Here is a 21,026-nt window from a genome sequence, read left to right as displayed (position 1 = left end):
TATACATGATTGGTTCATAGAATAAACTGTTTAGGATAATAATCTTTAGAAACAAATATATGCAAAATACTTTACATGCAGTAGTATTAATTATACTCAAACATGTATACTTTAGTAAACAAATAATTGAAGGATAATCAATGAAATCAAAAATTTTTTTACCTGCCTCAATTGCCCTGTTAGTATTATGTTCACCGGTTCTTGCAAAAAGTATTTCGCTTGACGAATTGCAAAACTCACAAGCAAATTTTAAGCCGGCAGTCAATATTACTGCAAAAGAAATTCAAAGCGGAAACTGGGCTTACAAATCATTGGAAAATATTACCAGAAAATACGGTTTACTGGTAGGTGATGCAGGAGAAAAATTTGACGGTTCAAAGCCTTTAACGAGAAATGAAGCTGCTGTTATTCTTGTTAATTTGATTGGAAAAGTAGAGCAGGAAAAATTAAGCCTTGATGATTCTGAAAAAACTCAGATTGATATACTTAAAAATGAACTTTCTGAAGAAATAACAGCACTTACAGGAAGAGTTGCTGTTTTAGAAGATTCTGTAGGCAAATTGCAGGGATCTGTCAGCAACATTGAAAAATCAAATACTAAAACGCTTAAATATGGATTTGGTGAAGATTTTAAGATTAACGGGGGTATACAGTTAAGATATAATGGTATTGCGCAAAAAGGAGCCGACAGTTCTTCATTCCCTCCTAACTTCTCAATACCTCTTTCTGACTTGCGCATTTCGGGGAAAATGGCTCCGCACTTAAATTATTACGCACAGTATGTTCCATCAACCACCTGGGGTGGCTCTACATCTACAACTACCACTGGAGGAACTATTGGTGATATATATGTTTCCACTGATATAATCAAACATCATACAGTAGTCCTCGGTCAAAACAGGATACCTATAGGCATAGAAGGCACATTATCACCCTATGCACTTGATACAATAGAAAGATCTCAAATCTCAAGAAATTTAAGCAATTACAGAGATATGGGTATTAAAATTGTAGGAAACTGGCCTTTATTTGATTATACTTTAGGGACTTATAACGGAGCAGGACAAAACTATAAAGATTATTCAAATGATTTAGCTATAGGCGGATGGATTACGGCAAAACCGTTATACAAATCACCTCAATATGGAAAACTTGAATTAGGCGGCGGTGCTTATAGACAGAATAATGGAAACACAACAAATACTGCTACTTCAACAAGATATGAATCTCAAACTTACAGTGCATTATTAGCTTACAAATACAAAAAAGTGGGCTTTAAAAGTGAATGGGCTTACAAACGTGGATATACAGCTCTAAACCAAATTGCAAAAGGTATGTTCGCTGAAACCACTTATGATTTTTCTCCAAAAATCCAATTATTAGCTAAATATGACATCTTTAACCCCAGCAATAAACAAAATTGCAATACAGAATACACTTTAGGCACAAATTATTTCTTTGCGGGAAATAATATCAAACTTCAAATGGATGCCGTTGCTGTTAGCAATCAAGCAGGTAAAGACAGTAAAAGATTGATGATTCTTACACAATATATGTTTTAAATTTGTTCTTAAAATTTTCAGCCTGCTCAAGAAGTTTAGCTGCAAAATTTAATGAATTTTCATCATCATTAGAGCCGCTTGCTAGTCCTGCAAGGGCTCTAATTTTTTCATCCTGATTTAAATCTTGAATAATAATATTTGTAGTGTTATTCTCCTGAATTTTCTTTATATAAAGGTGTTTATCGGCCATAGCAGCAATAATCGGCTGATGGGTTATACACAAAACCTGCTGGCTGATTCCAAGCTCTGCAACGGACTCTGCAACCGCCTGAGAAGTTTTTCCGCTAATTCCTGTGTCTATTTCGTCGAAAATTACAGTATTAACCTTATCTGCTTGAGCAAATATAGTTTTTATAGAAAGTATAACCCTTGAAATTTCTCCACCGCTGGCAATCTTTGAAAGAGGTTTTAAAGGCTCTCCGATATTTGGCGAAATTAAAAATTCAACATCATCTTTGCCTTTGTTTGAAAGGTCTTTTGCAGGTTCAATACTGATTTTAAACTGTACTTTTGGCATTTCCAGTTTAACTAGTCTATTTTCAATCAGCACTGAAAGTGTTGAGGCGATTTTTTCTCTTGAAACTGTTAATTTTTCAGCTAAAATTTCTGTTTCTTTTTGTAATTCAACAACTTTTTTGGATAATTCTTGAATTTTTTCGTCGCTAAAATTAATTTCATTTAGTTCTTTTTCGAACTTTTCGAGATTTTTCAGCACGTCAGATAGTTCTGAGCCGTATTTTCTCTTTATTTTATAAAGAAGTTCAATTCTTTCTTCAAGTTTTTTAAGCTTTGCAGGGTTGGTTTCGAGATTTTCTGCGTAATCTCTAAGTTCATTTGCAGCTTCTTTAAGGTTTACCGTACTTGAATCAATAATTTCTGCAAGTTTTGACAGATTTTCATCAAACTTAGAGGCTTTTATTAGTTTGTTTTTGAGAGAATTCAATACATCAATCAAACTGCTATCCTGATTATACAGGAGTTCATAACCTGAAAAAGTTACTTCTTTTAATTCTTCCGAATTAATCAAAATTGATCTTTCATTCATTAACTCATCATATTCATTAATATTTTTTATTTTAGCCGCAGTGATTTCTTCGATCTGAAATTTAAGAAAATCAATTTTTTGCGATCCTGCTTGGACTTGCAACTGTGCAATTTCCAGCTCTTTCGCGATTGATTTATATTCAAAAAAAATATTTTTATAGCTGTTTAATAAATCTTTATATTCGCTGCTGCCGTGGCTATCAAGTAAATCTATATGGGTTTTTGAATGGATATAGTTATAAGTTTCGTGCTGGCTGTGAATATCAACAAGAAAGCTTCTTAATGTTTGGACAAAATTCTGCGCAACAAGTATTCCGTTTATTCTGGAACGTGTTGCATTTTGAGTGATTTCTCGAGAAATAACAAGCAATTTATCGTCTTCGACTTCGATACCGTTTTCTTCCAGAATCTCAAAAGGAAAACCAGCATTAATCTTAATAGTTAATTCAATAAAAGACTTGCTCGCACCTGTTCTGATTTGATCTTTGGAAGCTCTCGCACCAAATGCAAGATCAATCGCATCAATAATTATACTTTTTCCTGAACCTGTTTCTCCGATAAGTACGTTTAAGCCTTTATCAAAGCTGATTTGCAGCTCTTCAATCAAAACAAAGTCTTTTATAATTAAGGTTTTAATCATTCTAAACCGTTAAATCTTTTCTTATTACAGATTGGGATAAGTCCCTACCTCAAGGTTATTTTAACATATAAAAAGAAGAAAAAGACTGTAAAAATATTAGAGTCTTTTTCTTCTTTTATTCGGTTTTAAGATTTAAATATTGCCTTGTAAGTCATCTGTAACACTAAAATAAATTTCTGCTATTTTATGCAATGCTTCTGAATTATTTTTTAAAGCATATTTTTCTCTCAGCTTGTTGAAAACATTTTCAACTAACGGGGTAACTCTCAATTCTTGTCTAAAGCCCGGTTTTTTATTCGGTCCTCTTTTCGATATTTTTCTCTCAGTCATCTCAACCCCATTTACTCACTTTAGTGATTTATACTAATTAATATTAATCAGTATTTACAATGTATAAATTGATTTGTAAATAATGATGTACACATTGTTTTGTAATACAATATTTTATCTCTCAAATGTGTCTAAAAATCAATATCAGTTGTTTAAATCATTCTCAAATATTAAAACTGTCGATAAGTTAAATAAAATTTATAAAGTGGTATAACACTGCATTCTGATTATTAAATTGATGATTATGTAATCACAATCATTGTTTATAATTATTATAAAAAATATTAAGAATTATAAATTGTCAACAAAGTTTTCAATTTCATGTACAGTATTATATACATGCGGAGATATCCTTAATGCATTTCCACGTTTTGAAACTTGTATATTTTGCTGTACAAGTTTTTCAAAATCAGCATTAATATTTTTTGTTTTAAAAGAAATAATTCCCGACCTACAAAAATCTTCGTTTATTGTAAGCAATTCAATATTTTTCTTCTCAAGAAGAGTGCAGGCATATTTTGAAAGACTTAAAATTCTGTTTTCTATATTATTAATGCCGTATTTGTTAAAAAGCTCCAGACTTGCTCCTAATGTAAGAATCCCCGGCAAATTCATGCTTCCTTCTTCAAATTTCTTGGCAGATTTTTCCAGATCAAAATGGATATTTGTAAAATCCAACGGATTTATTACGCTTTTCCAGCCGACAGTTACGGGATGGATTTCGTCAAGAATATTTTTATTACAGTACAAAAACCCTGCGCCTTCTGCGGCAAGAAACCACTTATGCCCATCTGCCGCCAAAAAATCAATGTCTATTTCGTTTACTTCAAGTTTTAATGCCCCTAAGCCCTGTATTGCATCTACGCAAAAATATATTTTTCTGCCGTATTGGTTTGATTTGTTGTGACAGATTTTAGAGATTTGGGCTAAATCCGCTTTATAACCGTTTGTAAATTGTACCCAGCTGACTGAAACAACACGTGTTTTCTCATCTATAAGACTTTCGAGTTTGCAGGTGTCAATTATTCCATTATCGCAATTTAAAAATTTTACATTTACGCCTTTTTTTTGCAAATTAAGCCACGGATACACATTAGAAGGAAATTCTATTTCTGGAATTATTATATTATCGCCTTCCTTAAAGTTTATTCCGTTGGCAAATATCGATAAACCTGCTGATGTACTTTTTATAAAAGCAATTTCTGAGGGGTCTGCACCTATAAACTTTGCGAAATTTTCCCTTATCTTTTCAGTTTTTTCGTACCAGTAAGTATAATTTTTTATACCCTGATTCAAAAAATGTTCTGTATATTCTTCAAGGACCGCTTTTGAAGCGTTATGAAGAGGTGCTACAGCAGCATGATCCAGATAAATCAGGTTTTTTGTTACAGGAAAGTTTTTTCTTATTTCGTTGACGTCTATCACAGCGATATTCCTATATTTGGTTTTGCAGGACCGGCAATTAATTATATCTTAAATAATGCCGATTAAATAAATATATTGACAAATGCACACGCTATAATAATAATTTTAAAAGAAGGATATAATATGCAACAAGACAACATAGTTAAAAATAGAGATAAACTGGTAATTTTAAACGGTGAAACAAATATTTTTGATTCACTTTATCATATTAATGAAGAAAATTACGAAGTAATTGCTATTTTAACAAATAATAAATTTGAACAGGGTTATAAAATTAATAATATTCCTATTTTACCTGTTGACTCAATTAAAGATTTAGAGGTTAATTCAGTTTTTATCAGTTCTGTAAAACATAGGGCTTCTATTTATGAACAAATTGCAAAATTCAACATAAAAGACCTTAAAGTGTTTTATAACATTAAAATGCTGGATTCGAATATTTATTTAAAATCTATAGATTACGATAAAAATAGATTGATTAATAAAGAAATGAGTATAATTAACAATCAATGTTTTGGCGCAAATTTATACAAAAAATTGGATTTGAACTATAAATCTCCGTTTTGCTGGATGTATTTTGAAGACGAAGATTTTATTAAATTATTGGAAAATTTAGATTATTACTTATCATGTCCACTGACATTCAAGGATGATTATAATCTGGCTTATCCTGTCGGATTGTTAGATGATATAAAAATCTATTTTAATCATTCTAAATCGCAAAAATATGCAAGACTAAAATGGGAAGAAAGATTGCAGCGCTTCAATAAAGACAATTTTTTTGTAGTAATGAAACTTGAAAAATCAGATAACTCAGAAAGTTTGGCAAATAGGTTTGTTAATTTGAAAATTAAAAATAAGCTGCTTGTTACTAATTTTGATTTTGAAAACAAAGATTGTTTAAATTTGAAATATTGGAGGATAATAACTCCTGAATATCAACACTTTTGGGAATACACCAATTCAACTACTTTTTATAATTTTGACTTTATAGAATGGTTCAATAACAATAGATAAAAGATAAAATAATTGCGGTGAATATGCAGGAAACTTCTGAAAAAATTAAAAATCAAATTATTAATACGGCAATTCCTGACGGATTCAAGGCATTTCACAACTTTAACGATGAAATTCTTTCTAATAACTGGAAAAAACTTTATAACAAAGGGGCAAATTATAATTTGTCTTATGAATGGTGCAGTATCTGGTTTAAGCATTTCGGGAAAAAACAAAAATTATCTGTTATTACTCTCTGGAAAAACAATGAGCTTGTACTCTTAGCCCCTTTTTACATCAGAGGAGGCAGGCTGACACTTATTGGCACAAAACCAGATTTGTATGATGAGTTAAATATCCTGTATCAGAAAACTGAAAATATTGATGAATTAATTGATTATTTGCAGCATAACAAGCTGGAAATAAATTTCAGGTACGTAAACAGTGAATCAGAATTTGGTAAAACTATAGTTAAAAGATTCTCCCAGAGAGGAATCAGGCAAGTTTCCCATGTCTTAGAAACAAAGCCGGTTATTTTAAAAGATAAATTCGGTTTTAAAAGAAAACAAAAAGACGATAATACAAGATGCAAAAACAATGCTGTTAAGCTTTTTGGAGAAGCCTTAAAATTCGAATTTCAGGCTGAAAGAAAAAAAGAATACGTGGAAGAATTTATAGAATTTCACAAAGCAAGATGGGGCGGCGGTTTATTTTCCAAAAAGCCTAAAATAGCTGATTTTTTGCAGGATTTAGTTCTAAATACTGATTTTAGTGTTTTATCAAGGTTATCGCTGGAAAAATCAGACAAAACAGTTGCATATCACTTTGGATTTATGGATTCTGCCAAAAAATTCTGGTCAAGTATGCCGACTTACGACATAAATTATAAACAAATTTCTCCGGGAAAAGTTCTTTTGTATGACTTAATTTCAGAAATATTTTCATTAGAAACAAAAGAGGAAGATGTAAACGGCAAAGCTTGGAACTTATCACCTCATAATACAGAGAAATTCGACTTTGGCAGAGGCTCTGAGCCTTATAAAAACTGGTTTTCTAATTATGAAGAAATTTTGTTCAATATAACAACTTTTCAGACCAAGAAAACTATTATGAAAATTAGGAATTTAGTAAATAAAATTTTACGGTAATTTTGTCTTGAAATAACTGCTGTTAAAATCCAAAAACGGTCGATTGACAAAACGATTTAAATTTTAATAAGACAGCTTCTTATTATTTATTATTGTGATTTATCGAATAATTTCAAATGTTCTCTGGTTTTAGTTTCATTAAAATGATTTAAAAAAGTTTTGTTATCCATTTCTATAATAAATGTTTGATATTTTTGCAACTTTTCAATATCTAAAAAATTTCCCGATGTAACAGGACTAACGTATATAATATCCTTATTTATTTTACAAATAGAATCATTAAGTGGATGATCCAAAAAGCTCATTCTAACTGTCTCTTTACAATAAGCTTTTATTTAGTTATTTAGGTTGAATTCTATTTGCAAATTCTTCATATTCTCTTATAAGCTCTTTTCCTGATGAAAGAATCTTATTCCAATAAGGATTGGTTGCATCAACTTTTCTTACCAGCTTCGGTATAGTAGAAGTACTATTGATCCGCGGGTTGATTTTTTTATATACAAAATTTACCGGAAAATTAAGACCTCTTAACTTCCTCTTAGAAGCACCAATCTCTAATGAAAGATTATCTCTTCCATCATGTTTAGCATGTAATATCAGCTCATCAAGTGCGCTTTCAGCAGTCGGACTTATTTCTCTGATAACTTCTTTTTTGAATAAAGTATTCACATTTGCACTAAAAGAAGGTCTGTTTGGGGTTATGTTCATTTTTTGCCCTTTCGGTATTTAATATATTTTATAAATTAATCTTCTAACAATAGAAAGATCGTGAAAATAAAAAGTGACATCTTAACTCAATAAATTTTTTATTATTTAAGAAAATCCGCTCTGAGTCTTATAATTTCAAATATAACTTATCTTAATTTTTCTTAATATTGTTTATATTAGTTGTGGTTGATATAATTATGACTGTAAAAGCTTGCTTGGTATTATCAGGCATACTATTTGAAATAGAAAAGATATTTAAAATGATGCAAAATTATTCTCTAAGAGAACATACAACGCTAAAAATAGGCGGAAGTGCAAAAATTGCTTATCTTCCCACTTCGGTAGAAGAAATTAAAGAAATAAAAAATAATTCTGAGGGCAAGAAAATAATTGTAATAGGTGAAGGCTCAAATCTGTTGGTATCTTCTCAGGGAGTGGAAGAAAAGGTTGTCTTTACAAAAAATCTTAAAAAACATGAATTTATTGATGATTTAACAATAAAAGCAGAATGCGGGCTTAAATCTGCCAGTTTGGCTAAAATTCTTCTTGAAAAAAATCTTTCCGGCATGGAATTTATGATAGGAATCCCGGGTTCTGTTGGTGGAGCAGTTACTATGAATTCATCAGCTCACGGGCAGGCAATAGAAGACGTTATAGAATCCGCAGAAGTTCTGGATTTAAATACTGGCGAGATTATTTTTCTTAATAAAGAAGACTTAAAACTAACTTACAGAAATTCTTTTGTCGAAAAAAACAGGCATTTAATACTAAATACGGTATTTAAGCTGAAAAAGGCAGAAAATAAAGAAATTTTAGAAAAAATGGAATTTCATATAAAATACAGAAAAGATAATCATCCGGCTTTGACTGAACCAAATGCAGGCAGCACATTCAGAAACCCTGATAGAGGAGTTTATTCAGGTAAGCTTTTTGAAGAATTGGGTGCTAAAAATTGGAAAGAAGGCGGAGCAAAAGTTTCTGAAAAACATTCCAATTTTCTTATAAATACAGGAAATGCTACTTCTCTTGATGTTTCAAGGCTTATGCACAGAATGCATTCAGAAGTAAAAGATAAATTTGGCTATGATCTTATAGCTGAGATCAGATATATCGGTGTACCTACACAGGAAGAGGCAGAGATATGGAAAAATTTCACAGTTCATTAATAGATAAAAGCAAAAAAATAGGCGTTCTTTGCGGTGGAATGTCCAACGAACGAGAAGTTTCGCTCAGGTCAGGCAAAAATTGTTTTGAAGCTTTAAAAAGATTAGGCTTTGAAAATACTGAAATAATAGACGTTGATAGAAATATTGCTAAAACATTGATTGAAAAAAAGATAGAAGTCGCTTATATAGCCCTTCATGGTAAATATGGCGAAGATGGTTGTATTCAGGGATTGCTTGAAGTAATCGGGATTCCTTACACAGGAAGCGGTGTTAAAGCAAGTGCTATAGCTATGGACAAAGAGTTTACAAAAAGAATTTTGGATACCCAAAAGCTGCCTATAATTCCATCGATTGTTGTTAATACTTTCAATGAATTAAAAGATAAAGAAATTAATTTAAATTATCCTCTTATGATAAAACCTGTAAGTGAAGGCTCAAGCATAGGAATGAAAAAAGTAAACACTCCTGATGAGCTTGAATCAGCAATAATAGATGCTGAAAAATATAACACAGGTGTGATGCTTGAAGAATATCTCGATGGAAAATCAATTACAGTAGGAGTACTTGATCTTGAAAAAGAAACTATAGCTACACCTATACTTGAATTCCAAACAAAAACAGAGTGGTATGATTATGAAGCAAAATATACGGAAGGAATGACAAAATTTATTCTTCCTGCTGAAATTGATGAAAATTTAACAAAAAAAATTCAAGATTTGTCAATAAAATCTCACAAAGCAATAGAAGCTAAAGGAATGAGCAGGGTTGATTTTGTAGTTACAAAAGAAGGAATTCCTTTTATATTAGAAATCAACACCATTCCGGGAATGACCGATTTAAGCGACTTGCCTGCCCAATCTAAGGCAATGGGTATCAGTTATGATGAACTTGTTCAAATAATTCTTAACAGCGCCTCTACTTAGAGAAAAGGACATCTGATTTTATTTCCCATACAATTTTAACATTTCTAAAAAGTACCCATTTGTCAGGAGTTTTTTGAGATATATATATTTGCGCCAATAAATTATGCTTATCTAAAACATAGTTCACAGGTTTTGATGAAAAAATGTTTATTTGAGAAGTGCTTGAGTCTTTGTTTAAAGGCTGTTTTTCTGTAGCAAGTGTCTGCACTTGCTCACTAAAGGGTTTATTATTTTCCAAAAAATTAATTTTAATTTTTAAATAATTAATAGTATCTTTGCTTATATTGCTTAATTTAAAGCTTATTTCCGGTATAAGTATATCTTTATCTATATTTTCATTGCATTTTGCTTCTACATTATTTAGTATTATCCTATTATCAGGATTCATTTGAATATTTGTTTTCGGTTTTAGTTTATTAGCCAGTGTATAATAAAGTTCTGCCGTAATTTTATCGCCTTGCGATTCTGAAATCCCGGCTTTTTTGACTAATAATGAAAAATAACTGTCTGTACCGGAGACAGAGGGATTGAGAGTAAACGACATTTTATATTCTGCTAGTGCATTATCAATTTTTCCGTATTTTTCGTAAATCTTTGCCAGTCTGTAATGGGTTTCAGCGTTATTCCAAAAACTCAAAGACAGTTTCAATATATTAACAGAGTCCACAGGTTTATTTGCGTTTAGAAGATCATTTGAAATATCAATATAAATATCTCGTATATCTTTTTTAAGATTTAATAAATTTGGACTTTCTGATAGTTTATAATATTTGTAAGAAGTTTTGAACTTTCTGATAGCTTCTGTTTTATCTCCGTCTTTTTTAAGCTTAATGCCCCATTTATAATAAAAATCACCTATCAATTGCTGAACTTTTTTGTCTTTTATATATTTTATTTCATTGATAAAACTTTCGGCGAGTGTAAAATTATTTTCTTCTACATAAAGATTCGCAATATCTATATTTGCTTTAGATTCTGATTTATAACCCAATTCTATTGCTTTTATATATTCAACTTTAGCCAAATCCTGCTCGTCTGCATGAAGATAAAGTTCCGCTAAACGAATGTGCGCTTCATAATTTTTCGGAAAAACTCTGACGATTTTATTATAATCTTCGATTGCATATGCAATTTGTCCTTTTGCTGCTGTTTTATCAGCTTCTCTCATCATTCCAGCAACTGATGTCGGCTTATTGTTCCCGTAATAAAAAAACCAGGCAATACTTAAAATGGAAAATATTATGATGAAATATATTTTTTTAGAATTTATGAAATTAAGGAATTTTTCCGGCATATTTAAACCAATCTCCAAATAAAATTTTTATGCTCTTATATTAAGATAGACTTTAGATTATATTCAATACCCATTTTCACTGTCTTATATATTTGAATACACGAAACAAAAACAGACTAAAAGAAAAAAGTTATTTTAATTTATTAGAACTATTTAATGAATTTTCTTTTTTGTAGTCGAATAAGGCACTATCTTTATCTTTAAATACAGATATTAAATTATTTAAAAACACATAAGAAAGAACATCCATAATTGTATTATTAACTCCGCATAATTTCAGGATTCCTTTCTTCTCGGAACAGGACTTATAAGCATCCACAATAGCATTGAGTCCGTTCGAATCAAGGTTTTTTACTTTTTCAAGATCAAGTATTAAATTTATATAGCCTGTATTTATGAGAATTTGTATTTCTTTTTTAAGTGTTTCAATCACTTCATTTTTGTATAAATTACTTAAAGTAATAGATGCAATTTTCATTTCAGTATCTTCAATTTTGGTAAGAACTTCCGGAATTGAGCCGTATTTTTTAACTTCAAGATGTCCTATATGATGCAATATTTTTTTGTGCCAGTCGGGTAATTTACTGACAAATTCGTTAGCTCCTTTTAAGAAACACTCATTTATCAGTGCTTTGTCGTCAGAGCCTGATATAACAATGATTTTTGTATTATCATTTTTTGTTTTTTCAGAATTATTAATTGAATCAATTAAATGTAAACCATCTTCAGGATTTGGTAAAAATAAATCAACAATAACATATTGAAAGCTTTGTTTTTTATAATAATCTAAAGCTTCTTCAACACTTCTGGCGATTATTGTATTATAATTGCAATTCGTGAGGAGTTTGCTGAGTTGATATATAGACAATTCAAGATCATCAACCAAGAGAACATTTGCATTATTCAAAAATTTAGTAGAGTTTTGAGTTTGTATATATCCGGGAGAAATTTTTTTTTCAATTTTAATTAAAATTTCTGATATTTCTTCAGAAGTTGGATTATCAGGAGCCACTTGCCCTACAAGATTAAAAAGTTGTTCAATTTGTTCTTGATTTAGGTTTGACATTATTTATTAAAAAACTCCAAAAATGTATTTTTGCTATATTAAATATTATTATAAAATAAAAAGTTGATTTAGTGTTAAATATAATTTAAGGATAATAAAATGAATAAAATAAAATTAAAAGTATGTCGTCTGGAAAATAATAGCCAGCTTCCTTTTTACGCAACAGAAGGTGCGGCCGGCATGGATTTAACGGCAGGCATATCAGAACCCTTAGAATTTAAACCTTTTGAGAGGATAATTGTTCCTACAGGAATAATTATTGAACTTCCCGTTGGTTATGAAGCACAGGTTAGACCGAGGTCAGGGCTTTCTATAAAATTCGGAATGACTCTAATAAATTGTGTGGGAACCATTGACGAAGATTATCGCGGAGAGGTTTGTGTCCCCATGATAAATCTTTCTAATGAAATTTATGTTATTCAACCTGGTGAAAGAATAGCTCAAATGATAATTTCTGAAATACAAAAAGCAGAAATTGTTGAAGTAGTAGAATTAACAAGCACTGCAAGAGCTTCAGGCGGTTTTGGTTCAACAGGGAAATAGAAAACAAAGCGAAAAAATAAAAAAACGTGTTGACAATCAAAATATATTCCTGCTATCTTAGAATTAAGTCAATTAAATAAACAAGCCCCCATCGTCTAGAGGCCTAGGACACCTCCCTTTCACGGAGGAGACCGGGATTCGAATTCCCGTGGGGGTACCATTTTATAATAGGAGCTTTTAAGGCTCCTATTATATTGAATATAATAGACATTTCAGCGGTTCGAAATTTCTCTGTATCATAAATTAAACCTTTTGGAAAAATTAATTTTTGAAACCTTTGTTTTATATCCAGACTTCCATTAATCCATAAATTATCAAAGTTATTAAACCAGTGTACACAACTAATTCTTTGATTTTTTCATCCATTTATATTTTTCCTTTTTAGATTTATTTAACTCGAATTGCTAAATCAAATTGCTAAATAAGTAAATTTTGAAACATGTTATGCAAATAAACGAAAATCCCTATTAGGTACTAACTAATGGGGATTTTTTCATGAATGATATTGACTTAACAATAAGTATTTTCGCAATTATTGATGAAATTATCAAATCAATAGAAATTGATTTAAAACCAGGACCTGCAGGCAAATTAAACGAATCTGAAATATTAACATTAATGATTTTACATCCGATATTAAAACCTTTTTGGGACCTAAAGCGCTTTCATTTTTGGCTTTTACACAATTTTAAACATCTTTTTCCGAACATTCCTGAATATTCAAGAATTACAAGATTATTCAACAATAACAGCGAATATTTGATTGTAATAATGCAAAAACTTGCTAATTTAAACAGCTTTGGACTTATTGCAGACGGGACAACAGTAAGTCTTGCTAAAAATGATGGCATTTTACGAACTCGGATTTTATCAAGTCCGAGTTTTGTCTTTAAAAATCCAAAAACATTTTCAATCCATTGACGCTCTTTTCCGCCTGTAATCTTAACTTTTATCTGTTTATCTTCCCAAAATTGTTGCCATACTTTAGCATTTCTATTGCCTCTGTCGCCGAGTAACCATTTATCCTTTAAATCTTCAAGTAAATTCTGAAGTTGCTTTACCTCGGCTTCTTTTCCGATACTTACATATGAAATTTTTCCATCAGCATCAATTATCATTTCAAGTAAAAATCCGAAATACCAACACTTTTTGCTTGTTGAATAAACTTTTCTGCCGTTTCTAAAACTTTTAGCATATTTTCCTCTTATTGCTTCTATTACGCTTATGCCATTCTTTGCTGCTACAACATTAAGTTAGAGCTTAGTTCGGCTATCTAGCAATTCAAGTTATTTAATAAAAATTATATTACTATTTGGTAAAACCACCAAGTATTATTGCAAAAAAATTTACACTTATAAAATTAGTTTTTATACAGGTTATCGATTTTTGTTTAGATTTCTTAAATTCAAGTTGGGTTCGATTAATCTTTATTACTTATAGATTCTAAGCAGTTGAATAAATTTAAAATACAAGGACAGGTCATTTTATAAAAAACATTAAGTCCTCGTTTTTCATCTTCAACAAGACCGGCGTTCTTCATAACCGATAAATGTTTTGAAATAGTTGATATATCCACATCTACCTGCTCTACAATTTCACAAACGCATCTTTCGCCCTCTGAAAGAAAATCAATAATAAACAATCTTGTCGGATGAGCAAGGGCTTTTATAATTTCCGACCGCCTTTTATATTTTTTCAGAATTTCATTGTTCACTTTTTAAAAACCAATTCCCTATTATTTATTGTCAAAATTATTATAACATCTTCAGCATAAAGAAAAATTATTAGGTTGATTATTAAATTTATATCTGCACAGCTGATAGCTATTACATTTTAAATTTTTTTATATTACTCACTTGGCTAATTTGCCAAGTAATAAAATGTGTGTATAAAATATTTAGTAAGTATTTTTATCAACTTGAAGAATTTATTTTTTATTCAACTTAACTTATTAATTATATGAATGGGAAAACAAAAAATGAAAAATTTATTAACTAAAGCACCACGATTTCTGTTTTTTACAGGCAAAGGCGGTGTAGGTAAAACATCAATGGCTTGCACTACAGCTGTTGGGCTTGCAGAAACGGGAAAAAGAATATTATTGATAAGTACAGACCCTGCTTCAAATTTAGATGAAGTTCTGGAAACAAAACTTGGTTCAACACCCACAGAAGTAACAGGTGTTTCAGGATTGTATGCTATGAATATTAATCCGATTGATGCGGCGGCAGAATACAGAGAAAGAATGGTCGGACCTTATAGAGGCGTACTTCCGGATGCAACTATTCAGCAGATGGAAGAACAGCTTTCAGGTGCCTGCACTGTAGAAATTGCCGGTTTTAATGAGTTTTCCAAGTTTATCGGTAACGATGAAGAAATAAAAGATTACGATCATGTGGTCTTAGATACAGCTCCGACAGGTCATACACTGCGTTTGCTTAATCTTCCATCTGCATGGAATGCTTTTATAGAAAGCAATAAAACAGGCAGTTCTTGTTTAGGACCGATTTCGGGACTTGCTGATCAGAAAATAATTTTTGAGCAAGTTGTTAATTCTTTAAAAAATCCTGATAAAACTTTGCTCGTTCTGGTTTCACGGGCTGAAACAATGAGTTTTACTGAAGCAAATAGAACAAGTCTTGAATTAAAAGAACTCGGGCTTAGTAATCAGCATTTGATTATTAACGGATTATTTACTAAAGATTCTGATGATAAAATAGCCAAAGCTTTTACGGATAAATCAAAAGTTTCACTTGATTTAATGCCGGAAGAACTTAAAACTTTACCGACAACGACTGTTCCTTTTCGACCTTCAGGCGTAATGGGAATTAATGCTCTGCAAAGTGTTTGTCATAACAGTGCGGATGATTCTGATATGGTCAATGCGGAAGATTTAAAAGTCAAAACAGCAGAGGTTATTAAAAATTCGGAGCCGTGGACTAAATTCCTCAATGAATTAGAAGCAGAAGGTTGCGGTGTCATCATGACTATGGGAAAAGGCGGTGTAGGTAAAACAACTATGGCTGCAATGATTGCAACCCAATTGGCTCAACGTGGAAACTCCGTAGTACTGTCAACTACCGATCCTGCGGCTCATGTTACCGAAACTATCGGCGAAAACATTCCTAATCTTCACGTTGAAAGAATAGACCCAAAAACAGAAACTGAAAAATATGTTTGCGGAGTTATAGAAAAAAACAGAGGCAAGCTTTCACTTGAAGATATGGCTTTGCTTGAAGAAGAATTACGCTCACCTTGTATTGAAGAAATTGCAGTTTTTCAGGCTTTTGCTCAAACAGTTGCAAAAGGAGTCGGGCAATTCATAGTCTTGGATACTGCTCCAACAGGACATACTTTACTTTTACTTGATTCAACAGAAGCCTATCATCGTGAAGTTGCAAAAACTGCCGATGATTTGCCTGATGAGGTTAAAGAACTTCTACCGAGAATTCGTGACCCTAAATATACAAGAGTTTTGATTGTTGCTCTGCCTGAAGCAACTCCTACCCACGAAGCGGAGGCTTTACAAAATGATTTAAGAAGAGCAAATATTGAGCCTTACGGCTGGATAATAAACCGAAGTTTTGCCGTCTCGGGAACGACTGACTCGACACTTTGCGCAAAAGGGCTACATGAACTTAATTACATTGGTGAAATTACAAAAACTTTATCAAAAAGAACAGTGATCTCGCCATGGGTTGCCGATGAATTAGTCGGTGCGAATAATTTAAAAATATTAATGTTTGATACAAATAAATTAACTTAGGAGGTTATTATTATGAAATTACAAGTATTTGATCCCCCGATGTGCTGTACCAGCGGTGTATGCGGAACTAACGTCGATACAAGGCTGGTTAAATTTGCCGGTGATTTGGAATGGTTAAAAAAAGAAGAAATTGAAGTCGAAAGATATGGTCTTTCGTTTGAACCTGCTGCTTTTGCCAATAATGATGTTGTTAAAAAGGCACTTGAAACTGAAGGAAATGAATGTCTTCCGCTTATTATTGTGAATAATGAAATTGTTTACAAGGGCGAATACCCGAATCGAGCTAAATTGGCAAAAATATGCGGAATTGAATTAAAAGAAGACACCGCTCAAGAAGCTATCCCGGTTGTGGAAGCTTGCGGTGCTGATTGCGATTGTCATCAAACTGATGTCAGCAATAAATCAAAAAAAATTATCTTTGTAGCTGTTCTGGTTATTATTATTGCTATTCTACTTTTCAAGTCGTTTTGTAAAGCAAATGCAGGTGAACTTAGTCTATCTAAAGCAAAAAATGCAATACATTCAGTAAAAAACCAGACAACTTCTTCTCCTAAAATATTGGGAGAATACATAGATTCAGTGAGTCAACTGAATCTGGCTGCTTTAAAACAAGATGCCGTTTTTATCTATATTCCTGCAAAAAATAACACAAGTATAAGTGATGAAACTAAATCTGCTGCTCTAAAATCTCAAAAGGCATTAAGTTCCAAAAACATCAAAGTCGGCTTATACACATTACGAACCACATCTCCTGACTACACTTCAGTTTCTTCTCAGTCTGTTCCTCCGGCAATTCTAGTAGTTTACAAAGACGGAAGCAGAAAAGCCGTTTCGGTTGAAATAAACGAAACAAATATTTTACAGGCTTACGTTGCTGCATCATTAGCCGGTAACTGCGGGTCAAATTGTCCGTGTCACTAATAAGGAGATTATTATGATTCAACAAATAACAGATAAATTACAGCTTGTATCGTCTCAACCGATAGGTCTTTTATTTGCCTTAATTCTTGGAGCAGCAAGTGCTGTAGCCAGTACCTGCTGCACCCTTCCTGCTTTAGGCTTAGTTGCAGGATATTCGGGAACTCAGACACAAGAGAACAGAAAAGCACTCGTTAAGTCAACACTGCTTTTTATGTTAGGCACAATTGTAGCATTGATGATTATTGGAGCTATTTCAGGTTTTGTCGGTCAGGTAGCCCAAATAACACTCGGACGATATTGGAAAGTTTTTGCAGGAGTTATCGCAGTAATTTTGGGATTGGCAACTCTAAAACTGCTGCCATTTGATATATCTTTCGGAAAATTTGACCTGTCCAAAATGAAACAGAATCAATTCGGTTCACTATTAACCGGATTTGCTCTCGGTGGAATCGTCGCAGTAAGTTCGCTGCCATGTAATCCCGGCATTTTTATTGTGATGGGAGCTGCAATTCTTCAGGGAGCTATACTATGGGCAATGCTCCTTCTTGGATTTTATGCTGTAGGATTTGCCCTGCCTTTAGGAGCATTGGTACTTGGTATTTCGCTAAGTAAGTTTTCTCTTGCTTCCAAAGGTCTGGACACTGCCTTCCGTTGGGTTGCCGGCTTGATTCTTATCGGAGTAGGTTTTTACTTTCTGTTTACGTTTTAGATAAAGAATATTTTTGCTGATTTTTATATTTGCTTCCCTATTTTAGTTTATCTCAAAATAAAACCCCTGTTTTATTACTAACAGGGGTTTTTATTTCTTTGGAAATTTAAATTATTTAGGTTCATCTTTGAGCATATCGCTCGGGAAGTTCAGGATTGAAGCCTGATTAGTTATTATGGTTTTCACGCCGGGTGCTATTTTACAGCAATAACACTTTCTTGCGGATCAAGTTCTATTTCTATTAGTTGCATATCATCGCCAAAAATTTGAAAATCTATTTCGTGTGCATTTCTGTTTAACATTATTTATTCTCCTTATTTTTTTTTTTTATCTTGCTTAAAGAAATCTTCAACTATTTTTAGTTTAATTTTACCCGAAGCTGTTGTAGAGATAAAAATATTATTCTTACCGGCTGCTGTATCAATTACGCCGATAATTCCTTCAGCGCGAACCTTTCCTCCGCTTATACCTCCAAAACTGCCCTTAACATACGGCACATTCTGTTTGTCGATTTCAAACGACCCTTTTTTAGCTATTTCAAATTTATCAAAATTAATAATCTGAACAGGTCCTAAGGAAGTCATTGTTTTTAGTTGTGATTGGATAATATTGGATTCAATATCCTGTTTTGTAATGCTAAAGAACATGCCGGGGTTTATAAGAATTATCTTCTGCTTGCTTTTAACATCTTCGGATGTTGTAATCGAAGCCGCAAGGAGATTATAAGAACTTAAAGTCTTAAAACCGTTTGCGGTTTTCGATGAAGTTGCATTATTCTTGTTTCCGGATGTAATATTAGTACCGGAAAATACCGGTGTAACTGAATTTTTAATAAAACCGATGCCACTTATTACGCCCCAAGAAAGTAAACCGACAGCAATAACTGCAAATAAAACTACGGCAATAACTATTTTTATAATCTTCTTTTTCATCTTTTTCTCCTGTTTATATATTAAGAAAAAATAATATATCATTAATGAGAATTATATCCCATAATTTACTGTTATCAAACAATATATGTAAATATTTGATTTTAAAACTATTTTTCAAGCAAGTTGTTTGATTCTGATTTGCTAACGGTTAATGCTTGCAAATATTGACTCGGGGATTAATGATAAGTATACTCAAACAACATATTATTATTTTATAATATGTTTATTCTTGTTAAGTGGGTAGGAGTAAATTGTGGATTTATTAAGCTCGTCTGTTACGGATTCAATGATCAGTTCTTTAAACGGTCTGTCTTTGCGGCATAAAGCTTTAGCTTCAAATATTGCTAATGCGGATACTCCCGGTTATAAAAGAGTGGACGTTGCTTTTGAAGGGCAACTGTCAGAAATTATTAATAATGAAAGAGCGGCTCAACTCAAAAAAGAGCAGTATTCTGCACAATTGATGAATTCTCCGACAGGAGCAATAACCTTAGATACAAATTTATTGAGATTTAATGTTCTGAATGCCGTTGAACAAAGCTTGACTCACAAAGATTTTAAACCGCAAATTAATGCTGATAATAACTCACCTGAGAACAATAAGGGCAATAGTGTGCAAATAGAATCCGAGATGTCCGAATTGGCAAAAAACGGAATGACCTATAACGCAGTTGCACAGCTGCTGAGTAAAAAGTATGCGGGTTTAGCAGATGTAATAAAACAAGCCGGGGGCTAATAATATTTAAAATATTCGATAGTATAGTAAAAGGAAAAAAGAGTGGAAATCAGTATAGCATTTGCAAGTTTAGTAATCATTTTATTTTTAATAGTCTTAGCGTGCGTAATATTTACTAATGCGATAGAACATCTCGGTGAAAAACTTAATTTATCAGAGGGTGCTGTAGGAAGCGTACTTGCTGCGGTCGGCACAGCTTTGCCGGAAACAATAGTACCGCTGGTTGCAATAATCGGAGGGTATTTAGCCGGTGAAAACATTGCAAAAAGCAATGAAATAGGCATAGGCGCTATTTTGGGAGCTCCGTTTATGCTCGGAACCCTTGCCTTTTTTGGGACAGGTCTTGCTGTTTTGTTTTATAGCAAGACAGGCAGAAGAAAATCCGATATGCCTGTTAATACAACCATAATGTTCAGAGATTTACACTATTTTGCATTATGTTATTTTATTGCAATTGTAAGTTCTTTCATTCCGTTTCAGCCGGTAAAATATTTCCTAGCGGTTTTATTGATACTTATGTATGTATTATACGCAGTACAAACTATCAAAACCGCAAGCACTGTTGAAGAAGGAGGACAAGAAGAACTTGCGGCTCTTTACTTAACAAAATACATTCGTGTTCCCGAACGTTTTGAATTTTCTTTTATAATTTTGCAAGTCGTATTATCTCTAATCGGAATAATACTTCTGGCACACTTTTTTGTCGGAGAATTAAAAGTTGTTGCAGAATTCTTTCATATTAATCCGCTTATTTTAAGTTTAATTATTACTCCGATTGCGACTGAATTGCCGGAAAAATTTAATAGCGTACTTTGGATAAGAAACAAAAAAGATACTCTTGCTATGGGAAATATTACCGGTGCTATGGTATTTCAAAGCTGCATACCTACAGCAGTCGGCATTGCTCTTACTCCGTGGATTCTCAGTACGGACAGTATTGTAAATGTAATTATGCTTTATCTGTCTGTCGGAGTTGTATATCTAAATATAGTCAAAAACAAAGGCATATTAAAACCTTCTGCACTAATCTGCGGTGGTTTTTTCTACCTATTTTATCTTGTATCAGGAGTTACGCAAAGTAATTTAAAATATTAAAAATAAAGAATCCTGACTTTCC

Annotated in this window: 21 protein-coding genes, 1 tRNA gene and 1 pseudogene; 12 read left to right on the top strand and 11 right to left on the bottom strand. The window is 32.2% G+C overall.

Annotation, left to right across the window (positions count from 1 at the left end; genetic code table 11):
* Positions 1-140: 140 nt before the first annotated feature.
* Entirely contained in the window at positions 141-1,562 is a 1,422-nt protein-coding gene (locus WCG23_08675) for a hypothetical protein (protein MEI8389943.1), read from the top strand.
* On the opposite strand, the gene recN is transcribed toward WCG23_08675, so the two are convergent.
* From recN to WCG23_08660, 3 genes are all read right to left on the bottom strand, one after another.
* Positions 1,543-3,246 carry a DNA repair protein RecN gene (gene recN, locus WCG23_08670; GenBank protein MEI8389942.1) on the bottom strand — a complete coding sequence of 568 codons (1,704 nt, stop codon included), beginning with the start codon at positions 3,244-3,246 and terminating at the stop codon, positions 1,543-1,545. The genes WCG23_08675 and recN overlap by 20 nt on opposite strands.
* A 132-nt stretch (positions 3,247-3,378) precedes the next feature.
* Positions 3,379-3,576, bottom strand: coding sequence for a hypothetical protein (locus WCG23_08665; protein MEI8389941.1), 198 nt, complete (start codon positions 3,574-3,576; stop codon positions 3,379-3,381).
* Between the two features lie 291 nt (positions 3,577-3,867).
* Positions 3,868-5,001, bottom strand: a complete 1,134-nt coding sequence (locus WCG23_08660) for an aminotransferase class V-fold PLP-dependent enzyme (protein ID MEI8389940.1) — start codon at positions 4,999-5,001, stop codon at positions 3,868-3,870.
* 123 nt (positions 5,002-5,124) lie between these two features.
* On the opposite strand from WCG23_08660, the gene WCG23_08655 reads away from it, so the two are divergent.
* Positions 5,125-6,018, top strand: a complete 894-nt coding sequence (locus WCG23_08655) for a DUF1919 domain-containing protein (protein MEI8389939.1) — start codon at positions 5,125-5,127, stop codon at positions 6,016-6,018.
* A 23-nt stretch (positions 6,019-6,041) separates the two neighbouring features.
* Entirely contained in the window at positions 6,042-7,145 is a 1,104-nt protein-coding gene (locus WCG23_08650; GenBank protein ID MEI8389938.1) for a GNAT family N-acetyltransferase, read from the top strand.
* Between the two features lie 89 nt (positions 7,146-7,234).
* Here WCG23_08650 and WCG23_08645 read toward each other — a convergent pair whose 3' ends face one another.
* Both WCG23_08645 and WCG23_08640 read right to left on the bottom strand, forming a co-directional pair.
* Positions 7,235-7,450 (bottom strand): hypothetical protein, encoded by a 216-nt coding sequence (locus tag WCG23_08645; GenBank protein ID MEI8389937.1) that lies wholly within the window; start codon positions 7,448-7,450, stop codon positions 7,235-7,237.
* Positions 7,451-7,484: 34 nt separating this feature from the next.
* A complete protein-coding gene (locus tag WCG23_08640) occupies positions 7,485-7,853 on the bottom strand; it encodes a hypothetical protein (protein MEI8389936.1) in 369 nt (122 codons plus the stop codon).
* A gap of 260 nt (positions 7,854-8,113) precedes the next feature.
* On the opposite strand from WCG23_08640, the gene murB reads away from it, so the two are divergent.
* Positions 8,114-9,019 carry a UDP-N-acetylmuramate dehydrogenase gene (murB, locus tag WCG23_08635; GenBank protein MEI8389935.1) on the top strand — a complete coding sequence of 302 codons (906 nt, stop codon included), beginning with the start codon at positions 8,114-8,116 and terminating at the stop codon, positions 9,017-9,019.
* A complete protein-coding gene (locus tag WCG23_08630; GenBank protein ID MEI8389934.1) occupies positions 8,995-9,942 on the top strand; it encodes a D-alanine--D-alanine ligase in 948 nt (315 codons plus the stop codon). Before murB ends, WCG23_08630 begins: the two co-directional genes overlap by 25 nt.
* Here WCG23_08630 and WCG23_08625 read toward each other — a convergent pair.
* Together WCG23_08625 and WCG23_08620 are read right to left on the bottom strand one after the other, a co-directional pair.
* On the bottom strand, positions 9,935-11,236 hold the full coding sequence (locus tag WCG23_08625) for a hypothetical protein (protein MEI8389933.1): 1,302 nt from the start codon (positions 11,234-11,236) through the stop codon (positions 9,935-9,937). The genes WCG23_08630 and WCG23_08625 overlap by 8 nt on opposite strands.
* A 130-nt stretch (positions 11,237-11,366) precedes the next feature.
* A complete protein-coding gene (locus WCG23_08620) occupies positions 11,367-12,302 on the bottom strand; it encodes a response regulator (protein MEI8389932.1) in 936 nt (311 codons plus the stop codon).
* Between the two features lie 108 nt (positions 12,303-12,410).
* Here WCG23_08620 and dut point away from each other — a divergent pair, with 108 nt between their 5' ends.
* Both dut and WCG23_08610 read left to right on the top strand, forming a co-directional pair.
* Positions 12,411-12,845, top strand: coding sequence for a dUTP diphosphatase (dut, locus tag WCG23_08615; GenBank protein ID MEI8389931.1), 435 nt, complete (start codon positions 12,411-12,413; stop codon positions 12,843-12,845).
* Positions 12,846-12,929: 84 nt separating this feature from the next.
* Positions 12,930-13,005, top strand: a tRNA-Glu gene (locus WCG23_08610).
* Positions 13,006-13,510: 505 nt separating this feature from the next.
* Here WCG23_08610 and WCG23_08605 read toward each other — a convergent pair.
* Positions 13,511-13,963, bottom strand: a complete 453-nt coding sequence (locus WCG23_08605) for a hypothetical protein (GenBank protein ID MEI8389930.1) — start codon at positions 13,961-13,963, stop codon at positions 13,511-13,513.
* A gap of 302 nt (positions 13,964-14,265) precedes the next feature.
* Entirely contained in the window at positions 14,266-14,559 is a 294-nt protein-coding gene (locus WCG23_08600) for a metalloregulator ArsR/SmtB family transcription factor (GenBank protein ID MEI8389929.1), read from the bottom strand.
* A gap of 264 nt (positions 14,560-14,823) precedes the next feature.
* On the opposite strand from WCG23_08600, the gene arsA reads away from it, so the two are divergent.
* From arsA to WCG23_08585, 3 genes are read left to right on the top strand one after another with little or no spacing between them, the layout of a single operon-like run.
* Positions 14,824-16,611 (top strand): arsenical pump-driving ATPase, encoded by a 1,788-nt coding sequence (gene arsA / locus WCG23_08595; protein ID MEI8389928.1) that lies wholly within the window; start codon positions 14,824-14,826, stop codon positions 16,609-16,611.
* 12 nt (positions 16,612-16,623) lie between these two features.
* Positions 16,624-17,532 (top strand): arsenite efflux transporter metallochaperone ArsD, encoded by a 909-nt coding sequence (arsD, locus tag WCG23_08590; GenBank protein ID MEI8389927.1) that lies wholly within the window; start codon positions 16,624-16,626, stop codon positions 17,530-17,532.
* A 13-nt stretch (positions 17,533-17,545) separates the two neighbouring features.
* On the top strand, positions 17,546-18,241 hold the full coding sequence (locus WCG23_08585; GenBank protein ID MEI8389926.1) for a cytochrome c biogenesis protein CcdA: 696 nt from the start codon (positions 17,546-17,548) through the stop codon (positions 18,239-18,241).
* 203 nt (positions 18,242-18,444) lie between these two features.
* On the opposite strand, the pseudogene WCG23_08580 reads toward WCG23_08585, so the two are convergent.
* Positions 18,445-18,543: pseudogene (locus WCG23_08580) on the bottom strand (TIGR00266 family protein).
* Positions 18,544-18,555: 12 nt separating this feature from the next.
* Positions 18,556-19,173, bottom strand: coding sequence for a hypothetical protein (locus WCG23_08575; GenBank protein MEI8389925.1), 618 nt, complete (start codon positions 19,171-19,173; stop codon positions 18,556-18,558).
* Positions 19,174-19,426: 253 nt separating this feature from the next.
* Between WCG23_08575 and flgB the strand changes: the two genes are divergently transcribed.
* On the top strand, positions 19,427-19,909 hold the full coding sequence (gene flgB / locus WCG23_08570) for a flagellar basal body rod protein FlgB (GenBank protein ID MEI8389924.1): 483 nt from the start codon (positions 19,427-19,429) through the stop codon (positions 19,907-19,909).
* A 42-nt stretch (positions 19,910-19,951) separates the two neighbouring features.
* Positions 19,952-21,004, top strand: coding sequence for a sodium:calcium antiporter (locus tag WCG23_08565; protein MEI8389923.1), 1,053 nt, complete (start codon positions 19,952-19,954; stop codon positions 21,002-21,004).
* Positions 21,005-21,026 lie beyond the last annotated feature (22 nt).

This window comes from bacterium (assembly GCA_037147175.1).
Taxonomy (GTDB): Bacteria; Cyanobacteriota; Vampirovibrionia; order Gastranaerophilales; family UBA9971; genus UBA9971.
Note: the sequence above shows the minus strand (reverse complement) of the source record. Positions and strands in the feature narration are given on the sequence as shown.

Excerpts from the sequence above, each read along its gene's own strand:
- WCG23_08675 (MEI8389943.1), top strand. The coding sequence starts at position 141 with ATGAAATCAAAAATTTTTTTACCTGCCTCAATTGCCCTGTTAGTATTA.
- recN (MEI8389942.1), bottom strand. The coding sequence starts at position 3,246 with ATGATTAAAACCTTAATTATAAAAGACTTTGTTTTGATTGAAGAGCTG.
- WCG23_08665 (MEI8389941.1), bottom strand. The coding sequence starts at position 3,576 with ATGACTGAGAGAAAAATATCGAAAAGAGGACCGAATAAAAAACCGGGC.
- WCG23_08655 (MEI8389939.1), top strand. The coding sequence starts at position 5,125 with ATGCAACAAGACAACATAGTTAAAAATAGAGATAAACTGGTAATTTTA.
- WCG23_08650 (MEI8389938.1), top strand. The coding sequence starts at position 6,042 with ATGCAGGAAACTTCTGAAAAAATTAAAAATCAAATTATTAATACGGCA.
- WCG23_08645 (MEI8389937.1), bottom strand. The coding sequence starts at position 7,450 with ATGAGCTTTTTGGATCATCCACTTAATGATTCTATTTGTAAAATAAAT.
- WCG23_08640 (MEI8389936.1), bottom strand. The coding sequence starts at position 7,853 with ATGAACATAACCCCAAACAGACCTTCTTTTAGTGCAAATGTGAATACT.
- murB (MEI8389935.1), top strand. The coding sequence starts at position 8,114 with ATGATGCAAAATTATTCTCTAAGAGAACATACAACGCTAAAAATAGGC.
- WCG23_08630 (MEI8389934.1), top strand. The coding sequence starts at position 8,995 with ATGGAAAAATTTCACAGTTCATTAATAGATAAAAGCAAAAAAATAGGC.
- WCG23_08625 (MEI8389933.1), bottom strand. The coding sequence starts at position 11,236 with ATGCCGGAAAAATTCCTTAATTTCATAAATTCTAAAAAAATATATTTC.
- WCG23_08620 (MEI8389932.1), bottom strand. The coding sequence starts at position 12,302 with ATGTCAAACCTAAATCAAGAACAAATTGAACAACTTTTTAATCTTGTA.
- WCG23_08605 (MEI8389930.1), bottom strand. The coding sequence starts at position 13,963 with ATGATAATTGATGCTGATGGAAAAATTTCATATGTAAGTATCGGAAAA.
- arsA (MEI8389928.1), top strand. The coding sequence starts at position 14,824 with ATGAAAAATTTATTAACTAAAGCACCACGATTTCTGTTTTTTACAGGC.
- arsD (MEI8389927.1), top strand. The coding sequence starts at position 16,624 with ATGAAATTACAAGTATTTGATCCCCCGATGTGCTGTACCAGCGGTGTA.
- WCG23_08585 (MEI8389926.1), top strand. The coding sequence starts at position 17,546 with ATGATTCAACAAATAACAGATAAATTACAGCTTGTATCGTCTCAACCG.
- WCG23_08575 (MEI8389925.1), bottom strand. The coding sequence starts at position 19,173 with ATGAAAAAGAAGATTATAAAAATAGTTATTGCCGTAGTTTTATTTGCA.